Source organism: Streptomyces sp. MK7, assembly GCF_032658145.1.
Taxonomy (GTDB): domain Bacteria; phylum Actinomycetota; class Actinomycetes; order Streptomycetales; family Streptomycetaceae; genus Streptomyces; species Streptomyces spiralis.
On record NZ_JAVACL010000050.1, the window covers coordinates 1 to 24,944 of the forward strand.

General features: G+C 73.4%; 27 protein-coding genes and 1 pseudogene. 14 read left to right on the plus strand and 14 right to left on the minus strand.

All coding sequences use genetic code 11. The features are described 5' to 3' along the window. The first annotated feature begins 19 nt into the window (after positions 1–19). A complete protein-coding gene (cobF, locus tag R2S09_RS33995; protein ID WP_306188987.1) occupies positions 20–790 on the plus strand; it encodes a precorrin-6A synthase (deacetylating) in 771 nt (256 codons plus the stop codon). A gap of 18 nt (positions 791–808) precedes the next feature. Here the strand turns inward: cobF and R2S09_RS34000 are convergent, their stop codons facing one another. The 4 genes from R2S09_RS34000 to R2S09_RS34015 all read right to left on the minus strand — a co-directional run bounded on the left by R2S09_RS34000 (position 809) and on the right by R2S09_RS34015 (position 4,540). Then, positions 809–1,555 (minus strand): cobalt-precorrin-6A reductase, encoded by a 747-nt coding sequence (locus R2S09_RS34000; RefSeq protein WP_306188989.1) that lies wholly within the window; start codon positions 1,553–1,555, stop codon positions 809–811. A 174-nt stretch (positions 1,556–1,729) separates the two neighbouring features. Then, positions 1,730–2,599, minus strand: coding sequence for a polysaccharide deacetylase family protein (locus R2S09_RS34005; RefSeq protein ID WP_316745213.1), 870 nt, complete (start codon positions 2,597–2,599; stop codon positions 1,730–1,732). 70 nt (positions 2,600–2,669) lie between these two features. Further along, positions 2,670–3,602 carry a DMT family transporter gene (locus tag R2S09_RS34010; protein ID WP_316745215.1) on the minus strand — a complete coding sequence of 311 codons (933 nt, stop codon included), beginning with the start codon at positions 3,600–3,602 and terminating at the stop codon, positions 2,670–2,672. 89 nt (positions 3,603–3,691) lie between these two features. Then, the gene (locus R2S09_RS34015) at positions 3,692–4,540 is read right to left on the minus strand and encodes an SDR family NAD(P)-dependent oxidoreductase (RefSeq protein ID WP_316745217.1); all 849 of its coding nucleotides are present in this window, start codon (positions 4,538–4,540) and stop codon (positions 3,692–3,694) included. A gap of 331 nt (positions 4,541–4,871) precedes the next feature. On the opposite strand from R2S09_RS34015, the gene R2S09_RS34020 reads away from it, so the two are divergent. After that, positions 4,872–5,954: an MGDG synthase family glycosyltransferase gene (locus R2S09_RS34020; protein ID WP_316745269.1), complete on the plus strand. Its 1,083-nt coding sequence runs from the start codon at positions 4,872–4,874 to the stop codon at positions 5,952–5,954. Between the two features lie 40 nt (positions 5,955–5,994). Here R2S09_RS34020 and R2S09_RS34025 read toward each other — a convergent pair whose 3' ends face one another. Next, positions 5,995–6,453, minus strand: a complete 459-nt coding sequence (locus tag R2S09_RS34025) for an RpiB/LacA/LacB family sugar-phosphate isomerase (protein ID WP_316745219.1) — start codon at positions 6,451–6,453, stop codon at positions 5,995–5,997. A 136-nt stretch (positions 6,454–6,589) separates the two neighbouring features. Between R2S09_RS34025 and R2S09_RS34030 the strand changes: the two genes are divergently transcribed. Next, positions 6,590–7,024 (plus strand): VOC family protein, encoded by a 435-nt coding sequence (locus R2S09_RS34030; RefSeq protein ID WP_306188997.1) that lies wholly within the window; start codon positions 6,590–6,592, stop codon positions 7,022–7,024. 45 nt (positions 7,025–7,069) lie between these two features. Here R2S09_RS34030 and R2S09_RS34035 read toward each other — a convergent pair whose 3' ends face one another. The 3 genes from R2S09_RS34035 to R2S09_RS34045 form a co-directional block, all read right to left on the minus strand. After that, on the minus strand, positions 7,070–7,273 hold the full coding sequence (locus R2S09_RS34035; protein WP_316745221.1) for a hypothetical protein: 204 nt from the start codon (positions 7,271–7,273) through the stop codon (positions 7,070–7,072). Between the two features lie 99 nt (positions 7,274–7,372). Then, positions 7,373–8,629 (minus strand): ATP-binding protein, encoded by a 1,257-nt coding sequence (locus R2S09_RS34040; protein ID WP_316745223.1) that lies wholly within the window; start codon positions 8,627–8,629, stop codon positions 7,373–7,375. A gap of 169 nt (positions 8,630–8,798) precedes the next feature. Next, positions 8,799–9,869, minus strand: coding sequence for a serine/threonine-protein kinase (locus R2S09_RS34045; protein WP_316745225.1), 1,071 nt, complete (start codon positions 9,867–9,869; stop codon positions 8,799–8,801). Between the two features lie 222 nt (positions 9,870–10,091). Here R2S09_RS34045 and R2S09_RS34050 point away from each other — a divergent pair, with 222 nt between their 5' ends. After that, positions 10,092–10,265 carry a hypothetical protein gene (locus tag R2S09_RS34050; RefSeq protein WP_229903750.1) on the plus strand — a complete coding sequence of 58 codons (174 nt, stop codon included), beginning with the start codon at positions 10,092–10,094 and terminating at the stop codon, positions 10,263–10,265. An 83-nt stretch (positions 10,266–10,348) separates the two neighbouring features. Here the strand turns inward: R2S09_RS34050 and R2S09_RS34055 are convergent, their stop codons facing one another. Then, a complete protein-coding gene (locus tag R2S09_RS34055) occupies positions 10,349–11,122 on the minus strand; it encodes a sulfite exporter TauE/SafE family protein (RefSeq protein WP_316745231.1) in 774 nt (257 codons plus the stop codon). A 330-nt stretch (positions 11,123–11,452) separates the two neighbouring features. Next, a complete protein-coding gene (locus tag R2S09_RS34060; protein WP_316745232.1) occupies positions 11,453–12,640 on the minus strand; it encodes a thiolase family protein in 1,188 nt (395 codons plus the stop codon). A gap of 140 nt (positions 12,641–12,780) precedes the next feature. Between R2S09_RS34060 and R2S09_RS34065 the strand changes: the two genes are divergently transcribed. From R2S09_RS34065 to R2S09_RS34080, 4 genes are all read left to right on the plus strand, one after another. Continuing rightward, positions 12,781–13,602: an alpha/beta hydrolase gene (locus tag R2S09_RS34065; protein ID WP_316745234.1), complete on the plus strand. Its 822-nt coding sequence runs from the start codon at positions 12,781–12,783 to the stop codon at positions 13,600–13,602. Between the two features lie 112 nt (positions 13,603–13,714). Beyond that, entirely contained in the window at positions 13,715–14,197 is a 483-nt protein-coding gene (locus tag R2S09_RS34070; protein WP_306189012.1) for a Dps family protein, read from the plus strand. 83 nt (positions 14,198–14,280) lie between these two features. Continuing rightward, the gene (locus tag R2S09_RS34075; protein WP_306189014.1) at positions 14,281–14,628 is read left to right on the plus strand and encodes a DUF3140 domain-containing protein; all 348 of its coding nucleotides are present in this window, start codon (positions 14,281–14,283) and stop codon (positions 14,626–14,628) included. Then, positions 14,625–15,284 (plus strand): endonuclease, encoded by a 660-nt coding sequence (locus R2S09_RS34080; RefSeq protein ID WP_306189016.1) that lies wholly within the window; start codon positions 14,625–14,627, stop codon positions 15,282–15,284. Before R2S09_RS34075 ends, R2S09_RS34080 begins: the two co-directional genes overlap by 4 nt. An 18-nt stretch (positions 15,285–15,302) precedes the next feature. Here the strand turns inward: R2S09_RS34080 and R2S09_RS34085 are convergent, their stop codons facing one another. Further along, positions 15,303–16,196: a Cof-type HAD-IIB family hydrolase gene (locus R2S09_RS34085; RefSeq protein WP_306189018.1), complete on the minus strand. Its 894-nt coding sequence runs from the start codon at positions 16,194–16,196 to the stop codon at positions 15,303–15,305. A gap of 300 nt (positions 16,197–16,496) precedes the next feature. Here R2S09_RS34085 and R2S09_RS34090 point away from each other — a divergent pair, with 300 nt between their 5' ends. The 4 genes from R2S09_RS34090 to R2S09_RS34105 are packed head-to-tail and all read left to right on the plus strand — an operon-like array spanning position 16,497 to position 20,481. After that, a complete protein-coding gene (locus tag R2S09_RS34090) occupies positions 16,497–17,309 on the plus strand; it encodes an SAM-dependent methyltransferase (protein WP_306189020.1) in 813 nt (270 codons plus the stop codon). A gap of 40 nt (positions 17,310–17,349) precedes the next feature. Then, positions 17,350–18,753 carry a glutamine synthetase family protein gene (locus tag R2S09_RS34095; protein WP_316745238.1) on the plus strand — a complete coding sequence of 468 codons (1,404 nt, stop codon included), beginning with the start codon at positions 17,350–17,352 and terminating at the stop codon, positions 18,751–18,753. Further along, the gene (locus R2S09_RS34100) at positions 18,753–19,937 is read left to right on the plus strand and encodes an amidohydrolase family protein (RefSeq protein WP_316745240.1); all 1,185 of its coding nucleotides are present in this window, start codon (positions 18,753–18,755) and stop codon (positions 19,935–19,937) included. The genes R2S09_RS34095 and R2S09_RS34100 overlap by 1 nt, the downstream gene beginning before the upstream one ends. 16 nt (positions 19,938–19,953) lie before the next feature. Further along, a complete protein-coding gene (locus R2S09_RS34105) occupies positions 19,954–20,481 on the plus strand; it encodes an NUDIX hydrolase family protein (RefSeq protein WP_306189057.1) in 528 nt (175 codons plus the stop codon). 30 nt (positions 20,482–20,511) lie between these two features. Here R2S09_RS34105 and R2S09_RS34110 read toward each other — a convergent pair whose 3' ends face one another. Beyond that, a complete protein-coding gene (locus R2S09_RS34110) occupies positions 20,512–21,111 on the minus strand; it encodes a response regulator transcription factor (RefSeq protein ID WP_316745270.1) in 600 nt (199 codons plus the stop codon). Between R2S09_RS34110 and R2S09_RS34115 the strand changes: the two are divergent. Continuing rightward, positions 21,079–21,405, plus strand: a pseudogene (locus R2S09_RS34115) (5'-nucleotidase C-terminal domain-containing protein); the annotation flags it as partial. The gene R2S09_RS34110 and the pseudogene R2S09_RS34115 overlap by 33 nt on opposite strands. A 130-nt stretch (positions 21,406–21,535) precedes the next feature. After that, positions 21,536–22,555: a CorA family divalent cation transporter gene (locus R2S09_RS34120; protein WP_316745242.1), complete on the plus strand. Its 1,020-nt coding sequence runs from the start codon at positions 21,536–21,538 to the stop codon at positions 22,553–22,555. Between the two features lie 43 nt (positions 22,556–22,598). On the opposite strand, the gene R2S09_RS34125 is transcribed toward R2S09_RS34120, so the two are convergent. Beyond that, positions 22,599–23,954, minus strand: coding sequence for a hypothetical protein (locus tag R2S09_RS34125; RefSeq protein WP_316745243.1), 1,356 nt, complete (start codon positions 23,952–23,954; stop codon positions 22,599–22,601). A 280-nt stretch (positions 23,955–24,234) separates the two neighbouring features. Then, positions 24,235–24,873, minus strand: coding sequence for an HD domain-containing protein (locus R2S09_RS34130; protein WP_316745245.1), 639 nt, complete (start codon positions 24,871–24,873; stop codon positions 24,235–24,237). Between the last annotated feature and the right edge of the window lie 71 nt (positions 24,874–24,944).

Genomic DNA, 24,944 nt, shown 5'->3' on the forward strand with positions numbered 1-24,944 from the left:
GTACGGCAGACTCGGGGGCGTGCGAAAGATTCATGTCATCGGTATCGGCGCGGGCGACCCAGACCAGCTCACGTTGCAGGCGGTCAGGGCGCTGCGCGACACGGACGTGTTCTTCGTCCTGGACAAGGGCGAGGTGAAGTCGGACCTCGTGCGGCTGCGCCGGGACATCCTGCACACACACGTACCGGAGGGGACGTACCGCGTGGTGGAGGCGCGGGACCCGGAGCGGGACCGGTCGGCGGGCGGCACCGGCTACTCCCCCGCCGTCGGGGACTGGCGCAGCGCCCGCGCGGACATCTACGAGCGGCTGATCACGGAGGAGCTCGGTGATCAGGAGCGGGGCGCGTTCCTGGTGTGGGGGGATCCCGCGCTGTACGACAGCACCCTGGGCATCCTCGAGGAGGTGCTGGCGCGCGGCGCGGTGGAGTTCGCGTACGACGTCGTGCCGGGCATCAGCAGCGTCTCGGCGTTGGTGGCCCGGCACCGCACGGGGCTGAACCGGGTGGCCCGGCCGGTGCAGATCACCACGGGCCGGCGGCTCGCCGAGGGGTTCCCCGAGGGCGTGGACGACGTGGTGGTCATGCTCGACGCCCACCAGACCTTCCGGCAGTACGCCGACCAGGACATCGACATCTACTGGGGCGCCTACATAGGCACCCCGGACGAGATCCTCGCCTGCGGACCGATCGCCGAGACCGCTCCGCGCATCGAGCGGCTGCGGGCCGAGGCCCGCGAGCGCAAGGGCTGGATCATGGACACGTATCTGCTGCGGCGCAGACCGAAGGAGTAGGCCGGCGGGCACCCCTGGTCAGGGTGCGGGCAGGTGCAGCCGCTCCAGGGCGGCTCGCGCGTCCGGCACCGCCGTCACGCCCTCCGGCAGCGGCGGCCGCCGTACGACGACGACCGGAAGACCGAGCTGCCGTGCCGCCGTGAGTTTGGCGGCCGTGGCCGCTCCCCCGCTGTCCTTGGTCACCAGCACGTCGACGCGGTGGGCCCGCAGCAGCTCGGTCTCGTCGGACACGGTGAACGGCCCACGGGCCAGCACCACCCGGACGTCCGGTGGCATCGGGGGCTCGGGCGGCTCCACGGACCGTACGACGAAGTGCAGCTCGGCGAGGTGGGCGAAGGCGGCCAGGTCCAGCCGTCCCGTGGTCAGGAACACCCGGCGGCCCAGCCGCGGCAGCAGCCGCGCGGCGGCGGCCATCGAGGCGACCGGATGCCGGCGGTCCCCCGGTTCCGGCCGCCAGCCGGGGCGGCGCAGCACCACCAGCGGTACGCCGGTGGCGGTGGCGGCCCACGCCGCGTTGCGGGTGATCGACTCGGCGAAGGGGTGGGTGGCGTCGACGAGTGCGTCCACGCGGTGCTCGCGCAGCCAGGCCGCCAGCCCCTGCGCACCCCCGAAGCCGCCGACGCGCACCTCGCCGTCCAGCGGTCCCGGCCGGCTCACGCGTCCCGCCAGCGAAATCGTCACGCGTACACCGGGCCGCCCCGCCAGCGCCGCGGCCACCTCGCGCGCCTCGGTGGTACCGCCGAGGACCAGGACGTGCACAGACATGGGGTCGAGACTATGCGGCGCAGTGGAACGGGCCGGGCGTGGGGCGGGCAGGTCGGACGACGTGGGGCAGGTGCCTGGGCGATGTACGCCACGGCCCTCTCGGCGTGGAGTGCGGGTGGCTGCCGGGTGCGGCGGTCACGATGCGGAACGCGGACGGTGTGCCGGGTGCGGCGGTCACGTCGGGTGGGGAGCGGGGCGGCCGGTGGCCTGGGTGTGCTGTCGGGGTCGGGCGGCCTCGGCGTCCGGCACATCCGGGCCGTCTTCCCGGGCGATGCCGTGCTCGCGGAGGGGGCCCACCTGCCACCCCGCCTCCCGGGACGCGGTGATCAGGCCGGGGAGGGCGCCGAGGGCCGCGTGCCAGCAGTCGGGGGACGAGGCGCGGTCCGAGTCGTGCAGGAGGATCGTGCCGCCGCCGCGCAGGTCCGCGCGCACCGTCGCGCGGACGGAGGCGGCCGTCGCGTCCGCCGTCCAGTCCCGCCCCCAGGCGGTCCACAGCACGGGACGCAGTCCGAGCCGCCCGGCGGCGGCCCATCGGCCACCGGTGAGGATCCCGTAGGGGGGCCGGTACCACGTCGGCCGGCGGCCGGTGATCTCGTGCAGGGCGTGCACCGCGCGCGCGGTCTCCCGAAGGTCCCGTCCGGGGGCCGGGAACCAGGGGCGGCTGTGGGTCCAGCCGTGCACGGCGAGTTCGTGCCCGCGCTCCGCGATGTCCCGGGTGAGCTCCGGGAAGCGGACGGCGCTCTCGCCGAGGACGAAGAAGGTGGCGCGGACGCCGAGCCGGTCGAGCGCGTCCAGGAAGCGCGGCGTGGAGTCGGGGTCTGGGCCGTCGTCGAAGGTGAGCGCCACGTGGTCGGAACGGCCGAGGCCGGCCAGGCGCGGGAAGCAGACGGCGCGGAAGCGGGGCAGCCAGGTGGCGGCCGGCACGATGTGCGCGACTGCGGCGACGGCAACCGCGGCTGCGACACCGGACGGGGCGAGGATCCCCACCGCCGGGCGCACGCCCCCACGGTCCGGCCCGCCCGCGACGGCTGCTCGGTCTCCCATGTGTTCCCCTCTCCTCACGGTTCCCGCCTCCTCACGCGTTCCCGCCTCTTCACGCGCTCTCCGTGCGCACTCACGTGCTCTTCGTCCGTACGCCTCCGCCTTCGTGGTGCTCATGGCCGCCGCGGTGACCGGGGGGCGGCGGCTCGGAGTCCCACTGGCCGGACACCGCCGGAGCGCGCGCCAGGCCGACCGTGCCCGCCGCGAGGAGACCGACGCCGATCGCCTCGGGCAGCATCCGCACGCCCAGGCCGATGTGTTCCCCGAACAGCGCCCAGCCGAGCGCCACGCTGGTGAGTGCGTCCCCGAGCGTGAGGGCCGGCTGGGAGGCGACGAGAGTGCCCGCCCGGAAGGCGCACTGGAGGAGCCCGAAGGCGACCAGTCCGGTGACCGCGGTGGCGTACGGCGTCCAGTCCGCCGCCAGGTGGCCCAGTCCCCTCGGGAGCTGTCCCGTCACCTGCTTCAGCAGGGCGGCCGTCAACGCGAACATCACGGCCGAGGCCAGCCCGAGCAGGGCGGCTCGCGGCGCCCCGCGCACGAGCCGGGACGCGCCCGCCAGAGTGAGCACCAGGCACCCCACCGCCCACGCGACCGGGGCCCAGCGGCCCGGCCCGGCGGTGGTCCGTCCGGAGGACGGCGCGGCGGCCCCGAGGAACAGGGCGAGCCCGACGGCCAGGGCCAGGAACGACAGCCAGGTGGTCCGGTCCGGCCGGCGATGGAAGACGGCGCTGCCGATCGCGAGCGTGAACAGCAGCTCGGTGGCCAGCAGAGGCTGCACCAGCGACAGACTCCCCACGGCCAGCGCCGCCGCCTGCACCACCCCGGAGCCGGCGAGCAGCCCGGCACCGGCCGTCCAGAACCACCGCCGCCGCCCGCCCCGCCCGTCCCGCGCACGCCCGGTCGCCTCGTCCGGTCGTCTCTCCGTGGCCGCGCGTCTCATCAGGACCGAGGCCGCGGCGTTGGCGGCGGCGGCGAGCAGTGCGAGGACGACGGTGAGGACGTTCATCCGGCCCTACCTCCCCCTCCCCGCCTCAGGCGATCCCTCCCTCGACTCACGCGGTCCCTCCCCACGACTCGATCCGGCGCTTCCCCGCCTCACCCGAACCGTGCGGCGAGGCGCCGGTACAGGGCGGGCGCGGCGCCCCGGACCCGGCCGGGCACACGGGTCCAGCCGGGGACGTAGACCTCGTCCCGGCCGCGCGAGACGGCCTCCCACACCGCGTCGGCGACCCGGCTCGCCGGGACGGGCCTGGGCCGTGCGCGCCGGTAGGGCACCCCGCGCCGGTCGAAGAACGGGGTGTCCACCACACCGGGCACCACATGGCTGATGCCGACGCCGGTGCCGCGCAGCTCGTAGCGCACGGCGTCGGCGAACGCGCCCAGCGCGGCCTTGGCGGCGGAGTAGACGGCCTCGTCCCGGACGCCGACCGTGCCGGCCAGGGAGCCGATGATGACCACCCGGCCGGTGCCCTGCCCGATCATGTGCGGCAGCAGCAGCCGGATCAGGTGCAGGGTGGCGAGCACGTTGACGTCGAACACCTCGTCGATGGCGGGCTGCGGCATGGTGCTGAACGGCCCGGCCCATCCGATGCCCGCGCCGGCCACCAGCAGGTCGACCCGGCCGACGCTGTCCAGGGCGAACTCCGCGAGCCGCCGTTCGGCGCCCGGGCCGCACAGGTCCGCCGGGTAGGCGACGCCCGAGGTGCCCCGGGCGACCTCTTCCAGCCGCGCGCGGTCCCGCCCGTTCAGCACCAGCCGCCAGCCGCCCTCGGCGGCCAGCCGGCGTGCCACCGCGGCCCCGATCCCGGAGGAGGCACCGGTCACCAGCGCGCCCCCGCCCGGCAGCGCGCCGTCGGCGGCGCGCCGGCTCGCGGCGGTGAGCGTCGCCGGTGCCTCCACGGGGATCCCGGAGCCGGACCGAGGACGGGAAGGGGCTTGGGACATCGGGGCGCACCTCGAAGGTCGACGGGGACCGGGGTGCCGCCGGTGCGGCCCCCGGCGGTCCGGCCTTGTCCTGCCGGGGTGAAGTATCCCGGTGGCCGGGCCCGAAACGTGGGACGGGCGGGGCGTGCCCGTTCGTTTGACTGCGGTGGGTGAGGGTTACTCACTACCAGTGTCGTCCGAAACGCCCGCGCCGCCACCGCTGCCCGCCGCCCGGGGCCCGGAGACCGGGCACACCCCGGCCCGGCCCGGCCCGGATACCGGGCATGCGCTCACCCAGACCGCCCCGGACGGCCCGCCCGGGGCCGAACGCCTGCTCGTGGTCAGCGCGAGCATGGGCTCGGGCCATGACACGGTGGCCGCCGAGCTGGCGCGCCGGGCCCGCGCCGCCGGCCGGGAGGCGCGCGTCGTGGACGTGCTCGCGCTGCTGCCCTACGGCCTCGGGGCCGGGCTGCGCGGCTTCTACCAGGGCGCCGTCCGGCACTGCCCCTGGGTCTACGCCGGCATCTACGACGTCTTCCTGCGGCCCGGCCCCCGGCCCCGGCCCAGCGGCACACCGCTGGCGCGGCTCGCGAGCGAACGGCTGATGCGCCTGGTCCGCGAGACGCGCGCCGATGTCGTGGTACCCGTCTTCCATCTGGCGGCGCAGCTCACCGGCCATCTGAGGGCCCGGGGGGTGCTGCGGGTGCCCAGCGCGGTGGTCGTCGTCGACTTCGCCGTGCACCGGCAGTGGCTGCATCCGGGCAACGACCTGCACCTGTGTGTGACAGGGGAGGCCGCCGACGAGGTGCGCCGGGCTCTGGGCCGGCCGGCCGAGGCGACGGGGCCGGTGGTGGCACCCGGCTTCTTCACCGGGGGGCCGGGGGCGGCCGGGTGGCGGCGCCGGTTCCAGCGGCACGGGCCGGGCCGGCCCGCCGTGCTGGTCTCCGCGGGCGCCTGGGGCGCCGGGGCGGAGCTGGCCGGCACGGCGCGGCTGCTCGCCGCGCACGGCTTCCTGCCGGTGGTGCTGTGCGGGCGCAACGAGCGGTTGCGCCGCGCGCTGTCCGGTGTGCCGGGCGTCCTCACCCCCGGTTGGGTGAGCGACATGCCGGAGCTGCTGCACGCGTGTGCGGCCCTGGTGGACAACGCGGCCGGGCAGACCGCCGTCCAGGCGCTCGCCGCCGGGCTGCCGGTCGTCGGCTACCGGCCGCTGCCCGGCCACGGTGCGGAGGGGGTCCGCCGTATGGCGGCGCTCGGGGTGTCCGACCACGCTGCGGACGAGGCCGGTCTGCTGCTGTCCCTGACCCGGCTCACGGAGCGGGGACCGGTGCGTGAGCGGCGGATCGCGGCCGGGCGCGCGCTGTTCCGTGGGGACGCGCTTTCGTGGGTCGTGCGCGCGTCGACGCCGCCGGACACCGGCCCGACGCAACAGCCGTAGCCGTGGCGGTGGCGCGCGTGGGCGCCGGGCGTCCTCGCGCTTACGGCTGCACCGTCCTGCCGGAGTCCATCCGCCCCACGCGGGCGACGTTCTCCCGGTCCTCGGCGTCCTCGCTGGGCGCCGCCGCGAACCAGGCGTCGAGGATCTCGGCCAGCATTGGCCCGGACGTCAGCCGCAGGCCGAGCGCGAGCACGTTGGCGTCGTTCCAGCGGCGTGCGCCGTCCGCCGTGTAGGCGTCGGTGCACAGGGCCGCCCGTACGCCGGGCACCTTGTTGGCGGCGATGGACGCGCCCGTGCCGGTCCAGCAGCACACGACCGCCTGGTCGGCCCGGCCCTCGGCGACGTCCCGGGCCGCGGCCTCCGAGCACGCCGCCCACTGCGGATCGTCGCCGGGGCGCAGGGCACCGTGGGTGACGACGTCGTGCCCGCGTTCACGCAGCTTCGCGACCAGGGCGCGGGCCACGGGTTCGTCCATGTCGGAGGAGACGGAGATCCGCATGCTCCGCAGACTACGTCGATCGGGAGTGTCTTGTTCCGGTCCTTGCTCGACAGCGGCCGGCAGGGGCTGTCCTCCCGGCAACATGCGGACTCACGCCGGGAGATGAGCGACGGAGTCCGCCTGTTATGGTGCGCCGATGTCATCGATCAAGCAGTTCCAAGTCACCTTCGACTGCGCAGAACCCGCGCGCCTCGCCGCGTTCTGGTGCGAGGTGCTGGGATACGTCGTACCGCCGGTCCCGAAGGGGTTCGCCACTTGGGAGGAGTACCACCGCTCGCTGCCGCCTGAGGATCAGGTCACCTACTTCGCGTGCAGTGATCCCTCGGGTGTGGGCCCGCGCCTGCTCTTCCAGCGCGTCCCCGAAGGGAAGATCGTCAAGAACCGGGTGCATCTCGACGTGCGGGCCGGCACCGGACTCGTGGGTGAAGAGCGCCTCGCCACACTGGAGGCCGAATGCACACGACTGGTCGCGCTCGGTGCCGTACACGTGCGAACGCTGCTCGCCGATGACGACAACGAGTCGTGCATCCTGATGCAGGACATCGAGGGCAACGAGTTCTGTCTCGACTGAGCAACTCGACGACGGATTCGGCGGTTCAAGACCGGCGGACAGACGTCACTGTGCGGGCCGGTCCATCGTCTCATCAGGCGGCGGACCGTCGTCGTCGTCCTCCAGCGGGTCCAGCTCCCGAGGAGGCACTGGCCGTGGGGGGAACAGGAGGTTCTCCAAGAGGTCCAGCGCAAAGGTCACGAGCAGAAGCATCACCGGCACGAGGAGAGCTATCACGACCACGATGCCTCCCGACGAATCAGTGATCACGGGAACGTGTGCATGACGGCGGCAGGTCCAGACCCAGCATGGGCCGAATGGGGGAACCCCGCACGCTCACCTGAAGAGTTGTAGGCCGTTCGGGTGACATCAGCCTTCGGACTCAGGGCTGAGGCGGGCGATGAACACGCTACGGCCGTCTCTCGCCTCCTGCGTCTGAACGAGCACACTGACGGGGATCAACCTGCCGTCGCGGTGCAGCGCGGGCATGGTCACCGGCCGGCCGAGAATGCGCGGCTCTCCGGTGAGCAGCAGGGACGTGAAGGCGGCGATGTGGCGTTCACGCAGGTGTTCGGGGATGAGTACGGTGATGCGCTGTCCGACCAGCTCGTCCGCCGGCCAGCCGAGCAGGTCGGCCCCCGGTGCGTTCACGGCGATGATCCGGTCCGCGTCGTCGGCGGCGATGGTGGGGGTACCGCTGTCCTGGAGGCTGCCGGGGTCCCAGGGTGCCGGTTCCGGCGGGACGGCACTGGGCTCGTGGGGGGTCGAGGTCCAGGCGGTGGGAGGCCTGCCCTCGAGCTGGCTGATCAACTGATCGAGGAGCCAGGAGTTGGCCGCACGGGTCTGGGGAAGGGCCGGCCGGGTGAGCAGTCGCCCCTCGCAGGCGGCCTCCTGCGCGTGATCCAGCATGCGGTCCAGGGTGCGCAGCGACGGGGCGGCGTCAGCGGGGATCGATACGCGCAGGGTTCGCAGGTCCCCATGGGCGCTCGTCTGTTCCGGTGCGGCGGCCAGGGCCGCTTTGATCATGTGGTTGCACTCGTGCGCGGTGAGGAGGTCGTCCCGCAGGGCCGTGGGCCGGTCATCGGCCAGGGCGCCGAGCAGCGATTCACGCAGGAGTGCCTCGCGGTGCTGCTGGGCTGCCTTGTGGAGCGCGCCCGGCAGGTCGATCAGCGTCACAGCGACGGTCGGCCCGCGGGATGTGACGGAGGTGTCCCAGCCCGGCGTCGGCGGCGGAGCGGTGCCGGACCACAGCTCGAACCACACCGTCTTGCGGTCCTCACCGACATGTACGCCGTGGTTGGAGGCGAGCTGCTCGACCATGTCCAGGCCACGTCCGGTGCTGGCATAGCTGCTGAACTGCTGGGACACCAGGCCGCGGGAAGGCTTGTGATCACTGACCTGGACGTGCGCCCTGCCGTCGGTGGCCCAGGCCCGGACCTCCACCTCGGTGTTCGCATGGACCACCGCATTGGTCACCAGCTCGCTGACCAGCAGCTGCGCCGTGTCCACCAGATCCGGCGGGCTCTGTTCCAGGACATCACGGACGAACCGCCGGGCTGCCGAAGCGCTCTGCGGCCGCGGAGGCAAGCGGCATTCCGCAGCGCTCCTGGGACTGGGGCTGGCCATGCAGCCAGTGTCCCTCCGACCCGCCGCCGACGCCGCCGGCGGTGTTCACCCCCGGCTCTGACGGCACTCTGGTGCTTGCTCGGACGGCGTTTGCACCACGTCGGGCCTCCGGCGGACCGGACACGGCGGCCGGAGGAGCGACGTGCGGCGGGCTCTGCCAGGTCGCGCCCTAGAAGACACTCATCCCGACGAGGACCGCGGAGACGAACAGGACCGTTCCGCCCACCACGGCGACCGTGCGGGAGTGGCGTCGCAGCGAGGTGCGCAGGCCGGGTCGGCGCGCGGGCACCCGGTGCACGCTGGTGTTCCAGCCGGTGTCCAGCACCGGGGCCGGCGCCTGCGCCTGCGCGGCATGCTCCGAGGCGCCGTGGACGGGGGCGCGGTGGTGCGCCGGCAGGACGGCCGGGCGGGGCTCTTGGCCGATGCCCGACTGCTCCGGCGGCAGCGGTTCGGGGGTGCCGCGCCAGGCGCCGCTGCGGAACCAGTCCGCCGCCTGCCGTGCCGTGGGCCGCTCCTCGGGCCGTTTGGCGAGCATGCTCAGCAGGTAGGCCTCGAAGGCTGGAGGCAGCGCGGCGCCGCGCCGGTGCGGCGGTACGGGCGGGGCGTCGACGTGCTGGTACAGCAGCATGGTCGCGGACTCCGCCTCGAAGGGCGGGTGGCCCACGGCCAGTTGGTAGAGCACGCAGCCCAGCGAGTACAGGTCGGAGGCCGGGCTCGCGGGAGTGCCGATGGCGCGTTCGGGCGCCAGGTACAGGCCGGTGCCGACGATCTGGCCCGTGGTGGTGAGCCCCGCGGACGGGTCGTCGACGAAGCGCGCGATGCCGAAGTCACCGATGCGGACCGAGCCGTCGCGGTCGCTGAGCAGGTTGCCCGGTTTGATGTCCCGGTGCACGATGCCCTGCGCGTGCGCGGCGGCCAGGCCCTCGGCCGCGTGCTGCGCCACCTGGGCCAGCCGGTCCGGTGCCAGCGGCCCGCCGGCGGCCAGTTCCCCGGCGAGGCTGTCGCCCTCGACGAGTTCCATGACGAGGAAGCAGCGTCCCTGCCAGGTGCCGAAGTCGAGCGTCCCCACCACGTGCGGATGGTTCAGCCGTGCCGAGGTCTGCGCCTCCAGCCGGAACCGCGCCTCGGCCGAGGCGTCCGCGTCGTTCAACAGCAGTTTGACCGCGACCTGGCGGCCGAGCACCTCGTCCAGGGCCCGCCAGACCTCGCCCATTCCGCCGCGTCCGATGACCGTGTCCATCCGGTATCGATCCGCCACCAGCACCCGTAGCCCACCCTCGTTCCCCGAAAGTCCCGCCCTCAACCGGCCCATCTTAACGATCACTTGGCATGCCGACGACCGGTACCGGCGCGCCCCTACGGGTGAAATGCACAGAATCGCTCTACGTACAAATATGTAGAGCTGATCATGTATGTCATGGTCGCCGTACCCGCTGTTCCGCTCGGGAAAGGGAGGACGACCTTGGACCCTTTGACGTGGCTGCTCATCCCGCTGGCAACCGCGATCATGGCAAGCCTCTGGAGCTGTTGCACGGGGCGCCGACGGCGCGCCGACGACTGGACGGACGTACAGCGCTACGACCGCCTGCGGGCGGCACTGGCACGCGCGGCCGCCGCCGCTCCCTCCACCCCCTGAAGACCACCTGAAGACCCCCTCAAGACCCCGAAGATCCCCGAAGATCCCCCGACCAACTCCTCCTGACCGCCCCCTGACCATCGTCAACGCAGCAGCAGCTGCACGCCGCCCACGACCGTCGCCGCGATCACCAGCTGCTCGAACAGCCGCTGGTTGATCCGGTGCACGGCCCACCTGCCGAACAGTGCTCCGGGCAGCACGAACACCGCGAGCGCCGCGTCCAGGAACAGTGAGCGGCCGTCGATCAGGCCGAGCCCCGCACTGAAGGGCACCTTGGAGACGTTGACGACGAGGAAGAAGAACGCCGACGTGCCCAGGAAGCCGAGCTTGCGGAAGCCGGCCGACAGCAGGTACATCGACATCACCGGGCCGCCCGCGTTGGCGACCATGGTGGTGAAGCCGCCGAGGACGCCGTAGGAACGGGCCTTGACGCGGCCGGCCCGGGTGGTGACCGCTTCCGGTTCCACCGCCCGGTCGGCCGCCCGGCGGCGCCAGACCGTCACGGCCGCCATCAGCAGCAGGATCGCGCCGATCGAGGTCCGTACGACGGTGTCGTCGGCCCACACCAGGAACAGCGTGCCGACGACGACCCCGGCCGCGACGGCGGGGAACAGCCGCCACAGGGTGGGCCAGTGGGCGTGCCGCCGGTAGGTGAGGACGGCGAGCACGTCCCCGGTGATCAGGACCGGCAGCAGCACCCCGGTGGAGGCGCGGGCCGGAAGCACCGCCGCGAAGATCGCGAGGCTGACCGTGTTGGCCCCGCTGACGGCGGTCTTGGAGAAGCCGACCAGCAGGGCCGCGAAGGCGAGCGCCGCGAAGTCCCAGCCGGATATGTGCCAAAGCGTCATCGTGTCCATGCCGAGACCCGATGCTATGTCCGGACAAGCACCCGACGAAAGCGCTGTCTCACCAGGTGGCCGCCCGGCACCCCGCCCCGCACCGCCACATCCGTTGGACCTCTCGGGCTCAGGTCCCCCGGTATCGAAGAAACCCGTCACCACTCCCAACGACCACCACCGACGATGGTCACGCATTCGATGCAAGAGTCTCTGTTCCAGACCGGGGGCGTGTCCGTCCTCGCCGAGCTCACTTCCGGGTGTCGGAACACGCAAGACGTTGCTGCCCCGGCCGCGCGGCGCCCCTGTGATGCGAACGGGGCGCCCGTCGGCGTGCCGTGAGGTGTGATTTCAATCCTGCTCGACCAGTACGGCGGTGCCCTGCCCCACGCCCACGCACATCGTGGCGAGGCCGCGCGCCGCGCCATTGCGGCGCATGCGGTGCAGCAGGGTGGTGAGGATGCGGGCGCCGGAGCAGCCGAGCGGATGGCCGAGGGCGATGGCGCCGCCGCTCGGGTTGACGAGCTCCTCGTCGATGCCGAGCTGGTCGACGCAGGCGAGGGCCTGGGCCGCGAAGGCCTCGTTGAACTCGGCCTCCTCGACGTCTCCGATGCTCCAGCCCGCGCGGGCGAGCGCCTTGCGGGTGGCGGGGACGGGCCCGATGCCCATGACGTCGGGGTGGACGCCCGCGGAGGCGCCGGCGACGTAGCGGCCCAGGGACTCCAGGCCCAGCTCGTTCAGGGCCTCCTCGCTGACCAGGAGCAGGCCCGCGGCGCCGTCGTTCATCGGGGAGGCGTTGCCCGCGGTGACCGTGCCGCCCGCGCGGAAGACGGGCTTGAGGCGCGCCAGCTTGTCGTAGGAGGTGTCCTCGCGGATGCACTCGTCGCTGTCGACGACGACTCCGTCGGAGCGCTCGACGGGCAGGAGTTCGTGGTCGAAGTGGCCGTCCTTGCGGGCCTGGGCGGCCAGCCGGTGGCTGCGCAGCGCGAACTCGTCCTGGCGTTCGCGCGCGATGCCGTGGCGCGCGGCCACCTCCTCGGCGGTCTCACCCATGGACAGCAGGCCGTGCAGGTCCTTCATGGCCGGGTTGACCAGGCGCCAGCCGAGCCGGGTGTCGTACGTCTCGATGCGGTGCGGCAGCGCCTCGTCGGGGCGGGGCAGCACGAAGGGGGCGCGGCTCATCGACTCGGAGCCGCCGGCGAGCACGATGTCGGCCTCGCCGGCGGCGATGGCGCGGGCCGCGGCGGTGACGGCCTCGAGGCCGGAGGCGCACAGCCGGTTGACGGTGGCGCCGGGCACGGACTCGGGGAGCCCGGCGAGCAGTGCGGCCATGCGGGCGATGTTGCGGTTGTCCTCGCCGGCCTGGTTGGCGGCTCCCCAGTAGACGTCGTCGATGCGGGCCGGGTCGAGCGCGGGGACGTCGGCGACGAGGGTACGGATCACGGTCGCGGCCAGGTCGTCGGGGCGCACCGAGGACAGGGCTCCGCGCAGCTTGCCGATCGGTGTGCGGCGGGCGGCCGCGAAGTGGACGGGGCGCACGACAGGACTCCTCAGACGGCTCACGGCCACACCGGACCATTAATTAGCACTGCTAGTTTTGGACTATAGACCTCGGACCCGCCCCCTGGGAAGATCCCCTGAAGATCACCGCGGACCCCGCCGACGCTGCTGGAGGAACCATGTCCGACGCCCGCGAGCACGTCCTCGCCGGAACCCGGGGCACGCTCTTCGTGCACGAGTGGCCGCACCCGCACCCGCGCTACGTCGCCCTCCTGGTCCACGGGTACGGCGAGCACGCCGGGCGGTACGCGGAGGTGGCGGGCGTCCTCCGGGAGCACGGCGCGGCCGTGTACGCACCCGATCACATGGGCCACGGCAGATCGGCCGGCGAGCGCGTGGTCGTCGCGGACTTCGAGGACGTGGTGACCGACGTGCACACGGTGGCGGACCTGGCCCGGGGCGCGCACCCGGGGCTGCCGCTCGTGCTGGTCGGCCACTCCATGGGCGGCCTGATCTCGTCCCGCTACGCGCAGCGGTACGGCGAGGAGCTCACCGCGCTGGTGCTGTCCGGCCCGGTCATCGGCGCCTGGGAGCTGCCCGGGCGGCTGCTCGCCCTCGACGAGATCCCCGACACGCCGGTCAGCCCGGCGGCGCTCTCCCGCGACCCGGCGGTCGGAGCGGCCTACGCGGTGGACCCGCTGGTGTGGCACGGGCCGATGAAGCGGCCGACGGTGGAGGCGTTCGCGCGGACCCTCACAACAGTGGCCGAGGGCGGCCACGTCGGCCGGCTCCCCGTGCTGTGGCTGCACGGCGACGACGACCGGCTGGTGCCGCCGGCCGGAAGCCGGACCGGCGTCGAACGGCTCACCGGCGGCGGCTCCCCCGGCCACCTGACCGAGCGGATCTATCCGGGTGCCCGGCACGAGGTCTTCCTGGAGACGAACCGGACCGAGGTGTTCGCGGACGTGACGGCCTTCCTGGACCGGGTCCTCGCCGCCTGAGCGACCTCACGGGGAACGTCCTGGCCACGCCTCGCCCGCCCTTGTTTGCGGTGGTACGCGAGGGGCACCCGCCCGATACCGCCAGAGACGACCCTCCAAGGAGAAACCGCGTATGACTGTCGTGAAGAGCACGATCCCCGAATCGGCCCGCCAGGTCACCGGGGAGGCGCTGCAGAGTACGCTCGTGGATCTTCTCGGGCTCTCACTGATCGGAAAGCAGGCGCACTGGAACCTCGTGGGACCGCGGTTCCGCTCCATCCACCTGCAGCTCGACGAAGTGGTGGCGGCGGCCCGCGAGTTCGCCGACACCGTGGCGGAGCGCGCCGCGGCGCTCGGGCTGCCTCCGGACGGCCGCCCGGAGACGATCGCCTCGGCCTTCACACTGCCCGGTCCGAAGGACGGCTGGGTGCGCGACACCGATGTGGTGGAGGTGATGGTCGAGTCCCTGGAGGCCGCCATCTCCCGCCTGCGCGAGCGCATCGAGGCGACCGCGACGCCCGACCCGGTCACCCAGGACCTGCTGATCACGATCACCGCCGAGCTGGAGAAGCAGCGCTGGATGTTCGCCGCCGAGAACGTGTCCCGGGAGGACTGATCCGGCGTCCCGCGCCCGCTCTCCGCGCGGCACGCTCTCCGCGCGGCACGCTCTCCGCGCACCAGGTACGAAAGGGGCACCTGATGAGCGACGCCCTAGAAGACGACGCGCTGTGGGACGAGTTCCACCGCGTGGTGAACATGACCTCGCAGGAGCTCGCGGCCTGGCTGCGGGTCCAGGACTCCGGCGAGCGCACCGAACCCCTGCCCGACGAGGCGGGCGCGCCGATCGGGCAGCACGTCCTCGCCATCCTCCAGAAACGGCGCATGGACCTGACCGAGGACGACGTCCGCGTGATGCACGAGGTGGTCGACCTCGTCACGTCGCAGGCGGACCCGGCGAACGAGCCCGAGCCGGAGAGCGCCGAGGAGACCGACCGCCGGCACCGGCTGATGGCCCTCGGCCACGATCCGCTGAAGGCGACCCGGTGAACGCAGCCCGCGACTCCGGCGGCTCCCGTGAGTCCCGGGTACTGCACGAGCTGATCGAGGCGCACGGCGAGACGTTCGCCGAGGAGGCCGGCATCACGCTGAAGGACACCCCGCAGCCGCTGTACCGGCTGCTGGTCCTCTCCGTGCTGCTCAGCGCCCGGATCCGCGGCTCGGTCGCGGTCGCCGCGGCCCGTGAGCTGTACGACGCGGGGCTGCGCGACGCGCGCGGCATGGCCGGGTCCGACTGGCAGGACCGCGTGGACGCGCTCGGCCGCGGCGGCTACCGGCGCTACGACGAGCGCACCGCCACCCAGCTCGGAGACGGCGCCGAGCTGGTGGCCGAACGCTGGGGCGGAGATCTGCGCCGGCTGCGCCGGGAGGCCCACGGCGACGTCCCCACGCTGCGCGAGCTGTTGCAGGAGGTGCCCGGCCTGGGCCCGGCCGGCGCGGACATCTTCCTGCGCGAGGTCCAGCACGTCTGGCCCGAGGTGGCCCCCTACCTGGACGCCAAGACGCTGTCCGGCGCGGAGCGCCTCGGGCTGCCCAAGGATCCCGGCCGGCTCGTGGAGCTCGCCGGTGACACGGAGCCCGACACCCTGGCGGCGGCGCTGGTACGGGCCGCGCTGGACAAGAAGGTGGCCGACTCCGTCACCTGATCCGCCGCCCCCGCGGGGTCAGGCACCCGGCTGCGGCAGGTGGAGCAGCCGGGCGATGGTGCGCAGCACACCGTGGTCGTTGTTGGAGGGGGCCAGGTGCCGCGCCCGGCGGACGACCTCGGGGTGGGCGTTGGCCATGGCGAACGACCACTCGGCGGCGTCCAGCATCTCCAGGTCGTTGAGGTAGTCGCCGAACACCAGGGTCTGCGCGGGGGTGATGCCCAGGTCCCGCTGGAGCCGGCGTACGGCGGCGCCCTTGTCGGCGGTACGGTTCATGACGTCGACCCAGTGCTCGCCGGAGACGACCACCTTGTGGGTGGCGGCGAACGACGCCAGGGCCGGGGCGGTGGTCCGCTCCGCCGACCCGAAGTCGAACAGGGCGACCTTGATCACGTCGTCGTCGACGGCGGCCACGTCCGGCACGACCCGGTGCCGCACGTAGTACTTGCGGACCTCGGCGAGGAAGGCCTCGTCGGTCCGCTCGACGTAGGCGGACCGCTTGCCGCAGACGACGGCGCCCAGGTCCACGCCCTGGGCCGCGAGGTCGCGCACCGCCGCGACGAGACGTACGGCGACGCCCGTCTCCAGCGGGTCCGAGCTCAGCTCCTCGCCGTCACGGACGACGTACGTGCCGTTCTCGGCGATGAAGACCATGCCCTCGTCCGCGCCGGCGAACTGCTCGGCCAGCGTGGCGTACTGCCGGCCGCTCGCCGGGCTGAACAGCACCCCGCGGCGGCGCAGCTCGGCCAGCATGGGCCACAGGCCCGGCGGGATCCGCTGGGCGTCGTCGAGGAGCGTGCCGTCCATGTCCGTGACGATCAGCCGTATGTCGACGGGACCGTCGACGGCCTCGGGGCCGGTCCCGGCGTCGGTCGCGGGGGTGGTGAGCAGGGGCGAGGAAGTGCTGGGCATGTCCGGGTCTCTGTCAGGGGCGCGCGGGGCGCGCCGGGGCGGGGCGGTCGTGCGCCGGCGCCCTGGTGACGGCGCCGCGCCGATCTCCGAGGCAAACACGTTCGACGGCGCCGGGGCAAACACGTCTCACGGCCCCCGGACGAACACTCCCCCCCGCTGCCGGCGGACTCCCGCCGGCCCGGCGCCGTCGTCTCCGCCGATTCCCGGGACAGGGTGATCACCGGACGGCACAATGGCGGCGACGGCACGGACGCACCGCGAGAACGACGACAGGGCCGACCAGGACACGGGAGCGCAGACGTGAGCGAGAGCCACTCCCCCTCGGGCGAGTCGCCGAGCGTGGACACCGGTGTGGCGCACAACGCGCGCGTGTGGAACTACTGGGTGGGCGGCAAGGACAACTACCTGGTCGACCGGCAGGTCGGCGAGCACGTGGCGGGACTGTTCCCGGTGATCCGGGAGGTGGCCCGCGCGGACCGCGGGTTCCTCGGGCGGGCGGTCCGCTTCCTGGCCGCCGAGCGCGGAGTGCGGCAGTTCCTCGACATCGGCACCGGGCTGCCGACGGTCGACAACACCCACGAGCTGGCCCAGCAGATCGCCCCCGAGTCCCGGATCGTGTACGTCGACAACGACCCGGTCGTCCTCGCCCACGCCCGCACGCTGCTGGCCGGTGCCCCCGAGGGCCTCACCGACTACGTCGACGCCGACGTGCGCGACCCGGACGCCATCGTGGAGCGCGCCGCCGCGACCCTGGACTTCGGCCGGCCGGTCGCGGTCATGATGCTCGGCATCCTGAACTTCGTCCTGGACACGGGCACGGCCCGCGACATCGTCCGCCGTGTCATGGCCGCGGTCCCGTCCGGCAGCGCTCTGGCCCTGACCCACCCCACCTTCGACGCCGACCTCGGCGGCGAGGGCAACGTGGCGGCCATGCGGTTCTGGAACGAGAACGCCACTCCTGCGATCACCGCCCGCCCCCGCGCCGAGGTCGCCTCCTTCCTCGAGGGCCTGGACCTGGTGGAACCGGGCCTGGTGCCGTGCTCGCGGTGGCGGCCCGAGGCGGGCGCCCCCGCCGCGGTGCCGCAGTTCGGCGCGGTGGCCGTGAAACCCTGACGCACGGCCGCGCACCGCGCCCGAGCCCCGAGGAGGACGTATGACCCCCCTTGCCGACCCGGTCCCCGGCGGGCGTCCCGGTGACGTCGAACGGGCCACCGCGCTCGCCGGCGAGCTGGCCGGCCGGGGCGTGCACGGCGTCGTCCTGGCCTACGTCGACACCGCGGGGATCGGCAGGATCAAGACGGTCCCGGTGGCGAAGCTGCCCGCGGCGGCGGCGTGGGGCGTGGGGATGTCACCGGTGTTCGACACCTTCCTGGCCGACGACTCCATCGTCACCACCGACCTCCTCGGCTCCCCGGACGGGGACCTGCGGCTCTACCCGGACCTCGACCGTCTGGTGGTGCTGTCCGCGCAGCCCGGCTGGGCCTGGGCGCCGGTGGACCGGATCACCCAGGAGGGCGAGCGGCACCCCGGCTGCGGCCGTACCTTCCTGCGCCGGATCGTCGCCGACGCCGAGCGGCGCCACGGCCTGACCTTCAAGGCGGCCGTCGAGATCGAGTGGTCCGTGGGCCGGGCGAGCGCACCGGAGGGCGATTTCGAGCCGGCGGTGTCGGGTCCCGCGTACGGCGCGATCCGCCAGGTGGAGCTGAGCGACTACACCGCCGACCTGCTGGCGGCGTGTGCGGCGCAGGGTGTGGACGTCGACCAGCTCCACCCCGAGTACGCCGCCGGGCAGTTCGAGATCTCGGCCGGCGCCCTGGATCCGGTGGCGGCGGCCGACCGGAGCGTGCTGGTGCGGCAGACGATCCGGGCAGTGGGCCTGCGGCACGGTCTGAGGGTCTCCTTCGCCCCGGCCGTCCGCGGCGAAGGCGTCGGCAACGGCGGCCACGTCCACCTGTCCGCGTGGCGCGGGGGAACCAACCTGCACGCCGGCGGCCAGGGCCGGTACGGCATGACGGCCGATGCGGAGTCCTTCACCGCCGGCCTGCTGGCCCGCCTGCCCGCGCTCACCGCGGTGACCGCGCCGAGCCCGGCCAGCTATCTGCGCCTGAAGCCCTCCCAGTGGGCCGGGGTGTTCACCGTGTGGGGCCGGGAGACCCGCGAGGCGGCGCTGCGGGTCGTCACCGGGACCCTGGGAGTGCGCGACCGGGCCGCGAACCTGGAGATCAAGCCGGTCGACCTCGCCGCCAACCCGTATCTGGCGCTCGGCTGCCTGATCGCCGCCGGTCTGGACGGGATCACGTCGGCGGCGGAGCTGCCCGAGGAGACCACCGGCGACCCGGCACGGCTCGACGAGACGGAGGCGGCGGACCGGGGTGTACGGCGCCTGCCGACCTCCCTCGCGGAGGCCGTCGCCGTGTTCCGCACGGACGAAGTGCTGCGCGCCGCCCTCGGTCCCGTCCTGGCCGACGCGGTGACCGCCGTGCGTGAAGGGGAGATCGCGGCCGTCGCCGGACTCGACGACGAGCAGGTGGCGGCGGCCTACCGGTGGAGGTACTGATGGGTGCGCCGGCCGGAGCCGGGCCGGTCCACGAGGCGCTCGCCGCGCTGCGGCTGGTGGACCACCACTGCCACGGTGCCGTCACGGCCGACCTCACCCACGAGCAGTTCGCGTCCCTCATCACCGAGGGCGAGGCCTGGCCCGGCGTCTCGCCCTTCGACAGCCCCGTGGGCGTGGCCGTACGCCGCCACTGCGCGCCCCTGCTGGATCTCCCCCGGCACGCGTCACCGGCCGGCTATCTGGCCCGGCGTGCGGAGCTGGGCTGGCGGGAGGTCAACCGCCGTTTCCTGGCCGCCGCGGGAGCCGAGACGTTCTGCGTCGACACCGGCTACGCCCCGCACCCGGTCACCTCCCCCGCCGAACTGGGCCGCTGCGCGGACGCCGCCGGCTACGAGGTCGTACGCCTGGAGCAGATCGCCGAGACGGTGGCCGCGCGGGGCGTCGAGGCGGGCGAGTACGCGGCGCTGGTGCGGTCGGCCGCCGAGGAGGCCGTACGGCGGCCCGGTGTGGTGGCGGTGAAGTCGGTGGCGGCCTACCGCACCGGATTCGCCCTGGACCCCGCACGGCCCGCGGACACCGAGGTGACCGGGGCGGCCGCCCGCTGGCTCGCGCACGGCGGCCGCCTCGCGGACCCGGTCCTGACCCGGCACCTGCTGTGGACGGCCGTCGACCTGGGCCTGCCCCTGCAACTGCACACCGGCTTCGGCGACGCGGACCTACGGCTGCACCGCGCCGACCCCGCGCTGCTCACCGACTGGCTGCACCTGACCGCCGGCACGATCCCCGTCCTGCTGCTGCACTGCTGGCCCTACCAGCGCCAGGCCGCCTATCTCGCCGCGGTGTTCGAGCAGGTGTACCTGGACGTGGGGCTGGCGCTGCACTACACCGGCCCGGCGCGCTCCCGGGCGGTGCTGGAGGAGGCACTGGAGATCACCCCGTTCCGTAAGCTGCTCTACAGCTCCGACGCCTACGGGGTGGCCGAATTCCACCACCTGGGTGCCCTGTCCTTCCGGCAGGGGCTCGCCGGTCTGCTGCAAAGCCGCGTGGACGCCGACGAGTTGAGCCTGCCCGACGCCCTGCGGATCGCTGCCTGGACGGGCCGCGACAACGCCCGCCGACTCTACGGACCGCCCGTATCCGAACCGGCCCGCGACCCCAGCGGGCGCCTCACCCGGAAAGTATGATCAAGCAATGTCTGACATGACCGAAACCACGCCCGGTTGGCTGACCACCGACGAACTGGAGTCGGCGCGCGCCCGCATGCCGATCCTGTACGTCGAGGCGGTTCCCGTGCGCGTCGACGACAGCGGCGAAGTGACCAGCATCGGCCTGCTGCTGCGCATCGGCCCGGACGGAACGGTCAGCCGGACCCTGGTCTCCGGCCGGGTGCTCCACCACGAGCGGGTCCGCGACGCCCTGCTGCGCCACCTGGAGAAGGACCTCGGGCCGGTGGCGCTGCCCCGCGTGCCCGCCTCCCTTCAGCCCTTCACCGTCGCCGAGTACTTCCCCACGGCCGGCATCACTCCGTACCACGACCCGCGCCAGCACGCCGTGTCGCTCGCCTACATCGTCCCGGTCGCCGGCGACTGCCGCCCCCGGCAGGACGCCCTGGACCTGGTCTGGTTCAGCCCGCAGGAGGCGGCCTCCCCGGCGGTGCAGAGCGAGATGCCCGGCGGGCACGGGGTGCTGCTGAAGCAGGCGCTCGCGCACGTCGGTTACGTGTACTGAGCCCTCTGTCACGCGTACACCGCCCCGCGCTCAGGGCAGCAGCCGCTGCTCCTTGGCGACGGCGACGGCGCCCGCGCGGGTGTCGACGCCGAGCTTGTCGTAGATGCGGCCCAGATGGGTTTTGACCGTGGCCTCGCTGAGGAGGAGGGCCTTGGCGATGTCGCGGTTGGTCAGGCCGCGGGCCAGCTGGCCGAGGATGTCGCGCTCGCGGTCGGTGAGGCCGGGGCGCGGGCTGCGCATGCGGGCCATGACCCGGTGGGCGACGGGCGCGGAGAGCGTGGTGCGGCCGGCCGCGGCACTGTGGACGGCCGTGAACAGCTCCTCGGGGCGCTCCGCCTTGAGCAGGTAGCCGGTGGCGCCGGCCTCGATGGCGCGGGTGATGTCGGCGTCGGTGTCGTACGTGGTGAGGACGAGGACGTGGACCGCGCCGGCGGAGTCGGCGGTGATCCGCCGGGTCGCCTCCACGCCGTCCATCCCGGCGCCGAGTTGCAGGTCCATGAGGACGACGTCGGGGGCGAGCTTGGCGGCGAGCGCGACGGCCTCGGCCCCGCCGTCCGCCTCTCCGACCACCTCGACGCCCTCGGCGCTGCCGAGCAGGGCGGCAACGCCGCGGTGCCGAAGATCCTCCAGATCTCCGACGGCCTCACCTACACCCTCGACCTGACGAAGTCGGGCGCCGACCGCGTCGTGGCGGACTCCGTCCGGCTGGGCGGCGAGCCGATCGACCCGGCGGCCACCTACCGGGTCGCCATGAACTCCTTCCTGGCCGGCGGCGGCGACGGCTTCACCGAACTGGCCAAGGGCACCGACCAGCTGGTCGGCGAGGACGACCTGGCCGCGCTGGTCGACTATCTGACGGCGCACTCGTCCCCGTCCGCGCCGTACGCCCCGGCGGCCGCCGACCGGATCACGGTCCTGCGGTAGCCGCACCCCACCCGCCGGCCGCCTCACCCCTTCGAGGCACCCGGTGAGGCGCCTGCGCGCCTCCCGGGTGCGCGGGCCGGGTGCCGTGCGCACCGTGGGACTCACGGGTCCGTGACGGCGGTGAGGGGCGATGATCGTATCGGTGGTGTCGATGCCGGAGGGGGTCGTCACTCGTACGGACCTGTCCGGGGCGCGTGCGCGTCTCGCCGTCTCCGACTTCCTCCTGGTCGACCTGCAGCTGCCCGAGGAGGCGGCGCCCGACGAAGAGCCGGTCACCCGGCGGCTGGGCCTTCCCGCCGAGCACCTGTCCTGGTTCGGCAGGGCGGGTGAGCCCGTGCGGGCCGAGTTCTACGGGGACCGGGCCGGGGTCGTCCTGCCGGTGCTCGAAAAGGGCCGGGTCGCCCATGTGCACGCCCTGGTGACGGAGCGGCACCTGATCACGGTCCGGCGCGGACCGGCCGCGTCGGTGGAGAACCTCATGGCGCAGCTGGGGCGGGAGCGGCCCCAAGACACCGTGGCCGTGCTGTTCCTGCTGCTCCAGGAGGCGCTGGCGAGCTTCCGCCGGGCCGCCGTGGACGCCCTGCTCAGGGTGGAGGACCTGGAGGACCGGATGTTCGACAGGCGACGCCCCGAGCAGGTCTACCGTCTGGCTCAGCTGCGCCGGCGGGCCGCTCTGCTGCACCGCACCCTCCTGCCCTACCTCCGGGCGACGGACGAGACCCTCACCCGGAGGATGCTGAGCCGCAGCTTCCCGGAGGAGCGCCAGCGGCTCGCCCGGGAGTTCCAGCAGGCCGGGAGGCTGACCCTCACGGATGTCGAATCCCTCCAGGAGGCCACGCGGCGCGCGTTCACCAGCTACTCCTCCCTGGTCTCCGGTGAGCAGAACGGGGTGATCAACCGACTGGCCGTGGTGTCGGTGATCTTCCTGCCGTTGTCGTTCCTGACCGGGTTCTTCGGGATGAACTTCACCTACCTGACCGACGAGCTGGAGAGCAAGGACGTCTTCTGGCTGCTGGCGATCGGACTGCAGGTGCTCGTGCTGCTCGTCGCGATCTACGTGCTGCACCGCACCCGTCTGTGGCGCAGGCTCCGGGACGACGAGGGACTGGAGGACGACGGCGGCGGACCGGCGGGACCGGTGAACCGGTGAACCGGTCGGCCGGCCGGCGGACCGGCGGACCGGACCCCCGGCGTCAGCCGACTGCCTGCGGCGTTCCGGGCCCCGGTCCGGGCCCCAGCCCGGCGGAAGGGGGCGCCGAGGTCGGCATCCGCTCGTCGAGGAACTCCACGACGGCCATGGCGAACAGCAGCACCAGCGCGATGACGAGGACGACCCAGCCCGTCGGGTAGCTCCACAGGAGGTACGTCAGGACGGCCGCGGCCACCAGGATCCAGGTGATCCAGGTCCGGAACCGGTGGACGAAGGGCCCGACCGAGCCCGTACGGAAACCGACGTGGTCCGCCGCGCCGCGGACCGCCCTCAGCCCCGACCGCCATGCCTCCCGCACGAACCCGGCCCGCCGGCCCGGCCCGGTGAGCCAGGCCGCCAGTGCGATGACCACGGCCAGGGCCACGACCCTGCGCACGGAGGTGCGCAGATACCGGGTCAGCGTGTCGTAGATCGCCCCGGCGGCCGGCTGCGAGACGGTGTCCGGCAGCGCGTTCAGATACACCTCCCGGAAGACGGTGAGCGCGAGGCCGAGGATGAGCATGGCGACCGCCACCGCGAGCACCGCCGCGACCAGTACGCGCCGGCGGTGCACGGACAGCAGCACACCCGCGACGATGAGCAGCACCACCAGCACCGGCAGCCAGAACCCGGCGATCCGGAGCACCCGCAGATAGGTCCTCGTCTCGCCGAGCTTGTCGGAGCGCAGGACGGTGAAGTCCGTGTGGATCTGCGGAATCCTCGCGGCGGCCGTCATGCCCGCGTCGACGAGACGCTGCTTGACCCGTTCCACGACCGGGGCCAGGTCGACGGTCACCGACTGGTTGTTGATCTTCACCGCGCCCCCGCCGCCGGTCAGCGCCTTGTCGAGGGCGGTGTGGATCTGACGGTTGGCGTCGACCCAGATCCGCCGGAAGACGTCGGAGGCGATGACGTCCTGGGTCTTGTCGCGGACGAAGCTGCGGACGGCGTTCTCCAGGGTGCCGCCCAGCTTGCCGAGCGCCTTCTCCAGCAGTGGCCGGTTCTCGGGGGCGGCGCCTTCGAGCAGGGTCGGCAGGTCGATGTGGAGCATCACCGCGTCGGTGACCCGGTTCGCCGCGGCCGCCTGGACGGCGGGGTCGGACGCCAGGGGCGCCACCGTGGCGACGTAGCGGTCGGTGTCGTCGACCTCGTCCGCCGTCCAGGCGGCGACGGCGGCGAGCGGGGCGAGGACACAGCTCAGGACGATGAGGAGCGCCGAGAAGAAGGACCTCCAGCGGTGGTGGGGCGGCCGCGCCGCCCGGCCCGCCTCCAACGCTGCGACCCGGGCTCTGAGTTGCTCCAGCTCCTCGCGGTCACCGTCCCTGCCGGGCGACGGCGGCTCCTCGGGGTCGGGGCCCATGGGGTGCTCCTCGGGCAAGTCGGTGTCCCTGGTTCGCGTGCGCCATGTGCTCGCGGAGCACCGTGTCCTCGCGAAACCGGCGGCACCCGTTCTCCGGCACCACTATCCGCCGCGGCCGCGGCACCCGCCCGGTGGGTACGACCGTTACGGTCACGAGGTGCCCCGGCCGGTGGTCGAGCGGTGGTCGCGCCCGGCCTCGGCGTGTGTTCGGCGCCGGCCCGGGACGGCCGGCGTCCGCACCGGCCGGAGTGTCCTTGCCTCGGTCCCGGCCTCTTCGGGGCTACGTCGGCCAGGGTGCGTCGGTGATGCGCTCGACCATGCTGGTGCGGCGGAAACCGGGAACGAAATGTTCCAGCACGTCCGCGTTGACAGTCCCGTACGTGGTGTCCGGGCGGTTCTTGAGCCCCTCGACGAATGCCTGGAGGAATTCCTTCTTGAAATCCCCCCGGGGATGGGCGGCGACGATGTCGTCCACTTGGCCGCCGTCCAGCGCGTCCAGCCCCCAGCCGACCACGTCGGTCAGCACTCCGTAGTTCGTGGCAGCCGTCTCCGGGCCCATCCGGCCGGGGATGCCCGGTGTCGTGTGCAGGGCGATCGCCGTCCAGACCACGTCGGCGGAGCTCTCCGGGAACCCGCGGTCGCGCAGGAACCTGCGCGCGTGATCGGCGCTGTCGAGTTCGAAGCGCTGTTCCGTGTCCGAGAACGGGGTCAGAAGGCCCGTGTCGTGGAACATCGCGGAGATGTAGAGCAGCTCCGGATCGGGCCGGAGGCCGAGGGCTCGCGCGTGCAGGGAGCCGAAGAGGAAAACCCGCCGGGAGTGATGGAACAGGAGGGGACCGACCGTGTCCCGGAGGAAGTCCGTGGCCTCCGCCACGGCCGCGGTCTCGGGAATGTCCACCCCTGCGAGGATGTCGGTCATGATGTTCAGGCTCTCCCATCCTTGCGCGACGAGAGGACGGTGCTCGGTCCTCACCTTCCACGGTGCCGACC

What these genes read in the sequence shown, in the direction of transcription:
- R2S09_RS34000 (WP_306188989.1), bottom strand. Translation starts at nt 1,555, where the DNA reads ATGTCTGTGCACGTCCTGGTCCTCGGCGGTACCACCGAGGCGCGCGAG.
- R2S09_RS34020 (WP_316745269.1), top strand. Translation starts at nt 4,872, where the DNA reads ATGGGCTCGGGCCATGACACGGTGGCCGCCGAGCTGGCGCGCCGGGCC.
- R2S09_RS34040 (WP_316745223.1), bottom strand. Translation starts at nt 8,629, where the DNA reads ATGGCCAGCCCCAGTCCCAGGAGCGCTGCGGAATGCCGCTTGCCTCCG.
- R2S09_RS34025 (WP_316745219.1), bottom strand. Translation starts at nt 6,453, where the DNA reads ATGCGGATCTCCGTCTCCTCCGACATGGACGAACCCGTGGCCCGCGCC.
- R2S09_RS34120 (WP_316745242.1), top strand. Translation starts at nt 21,536, where the DNA reads ATGATCGTATCGGTGGTGTCGATGCCGGAGGGGGTCGTCACTCGTACG.
- R2S09_RS34005 (WP_316745213.1), bottom strand. Translation starts at nt 2,599, where the DNA reads ATGGGAGACCGAGCAGCCGTCGCGGGCGGGCCGGACCGTGGGGGCGTG.
- R2S09_RS34125 (WP_316745243.1), bottom strand. Translation starts at nt 23,954, where the DNA reads ATGGGCCCCGACCCCGAGGAGCCGCCGTCGCCCGGCAGGGACGGTGAC.
- R2S09_RS34010 (WP_316745215.1), bottom strand. Translation starts at nt 3,602, where the DNA reads ATGAACGTCCTCACCGTCGTCCTCGCACTGCTCGCCGCCGCCGCCAAC.
- R2S09_RS34075 (WP_306189014.1), top strand. Translation starts at nt 14,281, where the DNA reads ATGAGCGACGCCCTAGAAGACGACGCGCTGTGGGACGAGTTCCACCGC.
- R2S09_RS34055 (WP_316745231.1), bottom strand. Translation starts at nt 11,122, where the DNA reads ATGGACACGATGACGCTTTGGCACATATCCGGCTGGGACTTCGCGGCG.
- R2S09_RS34105 (WP_306189057.1), top strand. Translation starts at nt 19,954, where the DNA reads ATGACCGAAACCACGCCCGGTTGGCTGACCACCGACGAACTGGAGTCG.
- R2S09_RS34100 (WP_316745240.1), top strand. Translation starts at nt 18,753, where the DNA reads ATGGGTGCGCCGGCCGGAGCCGGGCCGGTCCACGAGGCGCTCGCCGCG.
- R2S09_RS34085 (WP_306189018.1), bottom strand. Translation starts at nt 16,196, where the DNA reads ATGCCCAGCACTTCCTCGCCCCTGCTCACCACCCCCGCGACCGACGCC.
- R2S09_RS34095 (WP_316745238.1), top strand. Translation starts at nt 17,350, where the DNA reads ATGACCCCCCTTGCCGACCCGGTCCCCGGCGGGCGTCCCGGTGACGTC.
- R2S09_RS34015 (WP_316745217.1), bottom strand. Translation starts at nt 4,540, where the DNA reads ATGTCCCAAGCCCCTTCCCGTCCTCGGTCCGGCTCCGGGATCCCCGTG.
- R2S09_RS34070 (WP_306189012.1), top strand. Translation starts at nt 13,715, where the DNA reads ATGACTGTCGTGAAGAGCACGATCCCCGAATCGGCCCGCCAGGTCACC.
- R2S09_RS34065 (WP_316745234.1), top strand. Translation starts at nt 12,781, where the DNA reads ATGTCCGACGCCCGCGAGCACGTCCTCGCCGGAACCCGGGGCACGCTC.
- R2S09_RS34045 (WP_316745225.1), bottom strand. Translation starts at nt 9,869, where the DNA reads ATGGACACGGTCATCGGACGCGGCGGAATGGGCGAGGTCTGGCGGGCC.
- R2S09_RS34130 (WP_316745245.1), bottom strand. Translation starts at nt 24,873, where the DNA reads ATGACCGACATCCTCGCAGGGGTGGACATTCCCGAGACCGCGGCCGTG.
- R2S09_RS34030 (WP_306188997.1), top strand. Translation starts at nt 6,590, where the DNA reads ATGTCATCGATCAAGCAGTTCCAAGTCACCTTCGACTGCGCAGAACCC.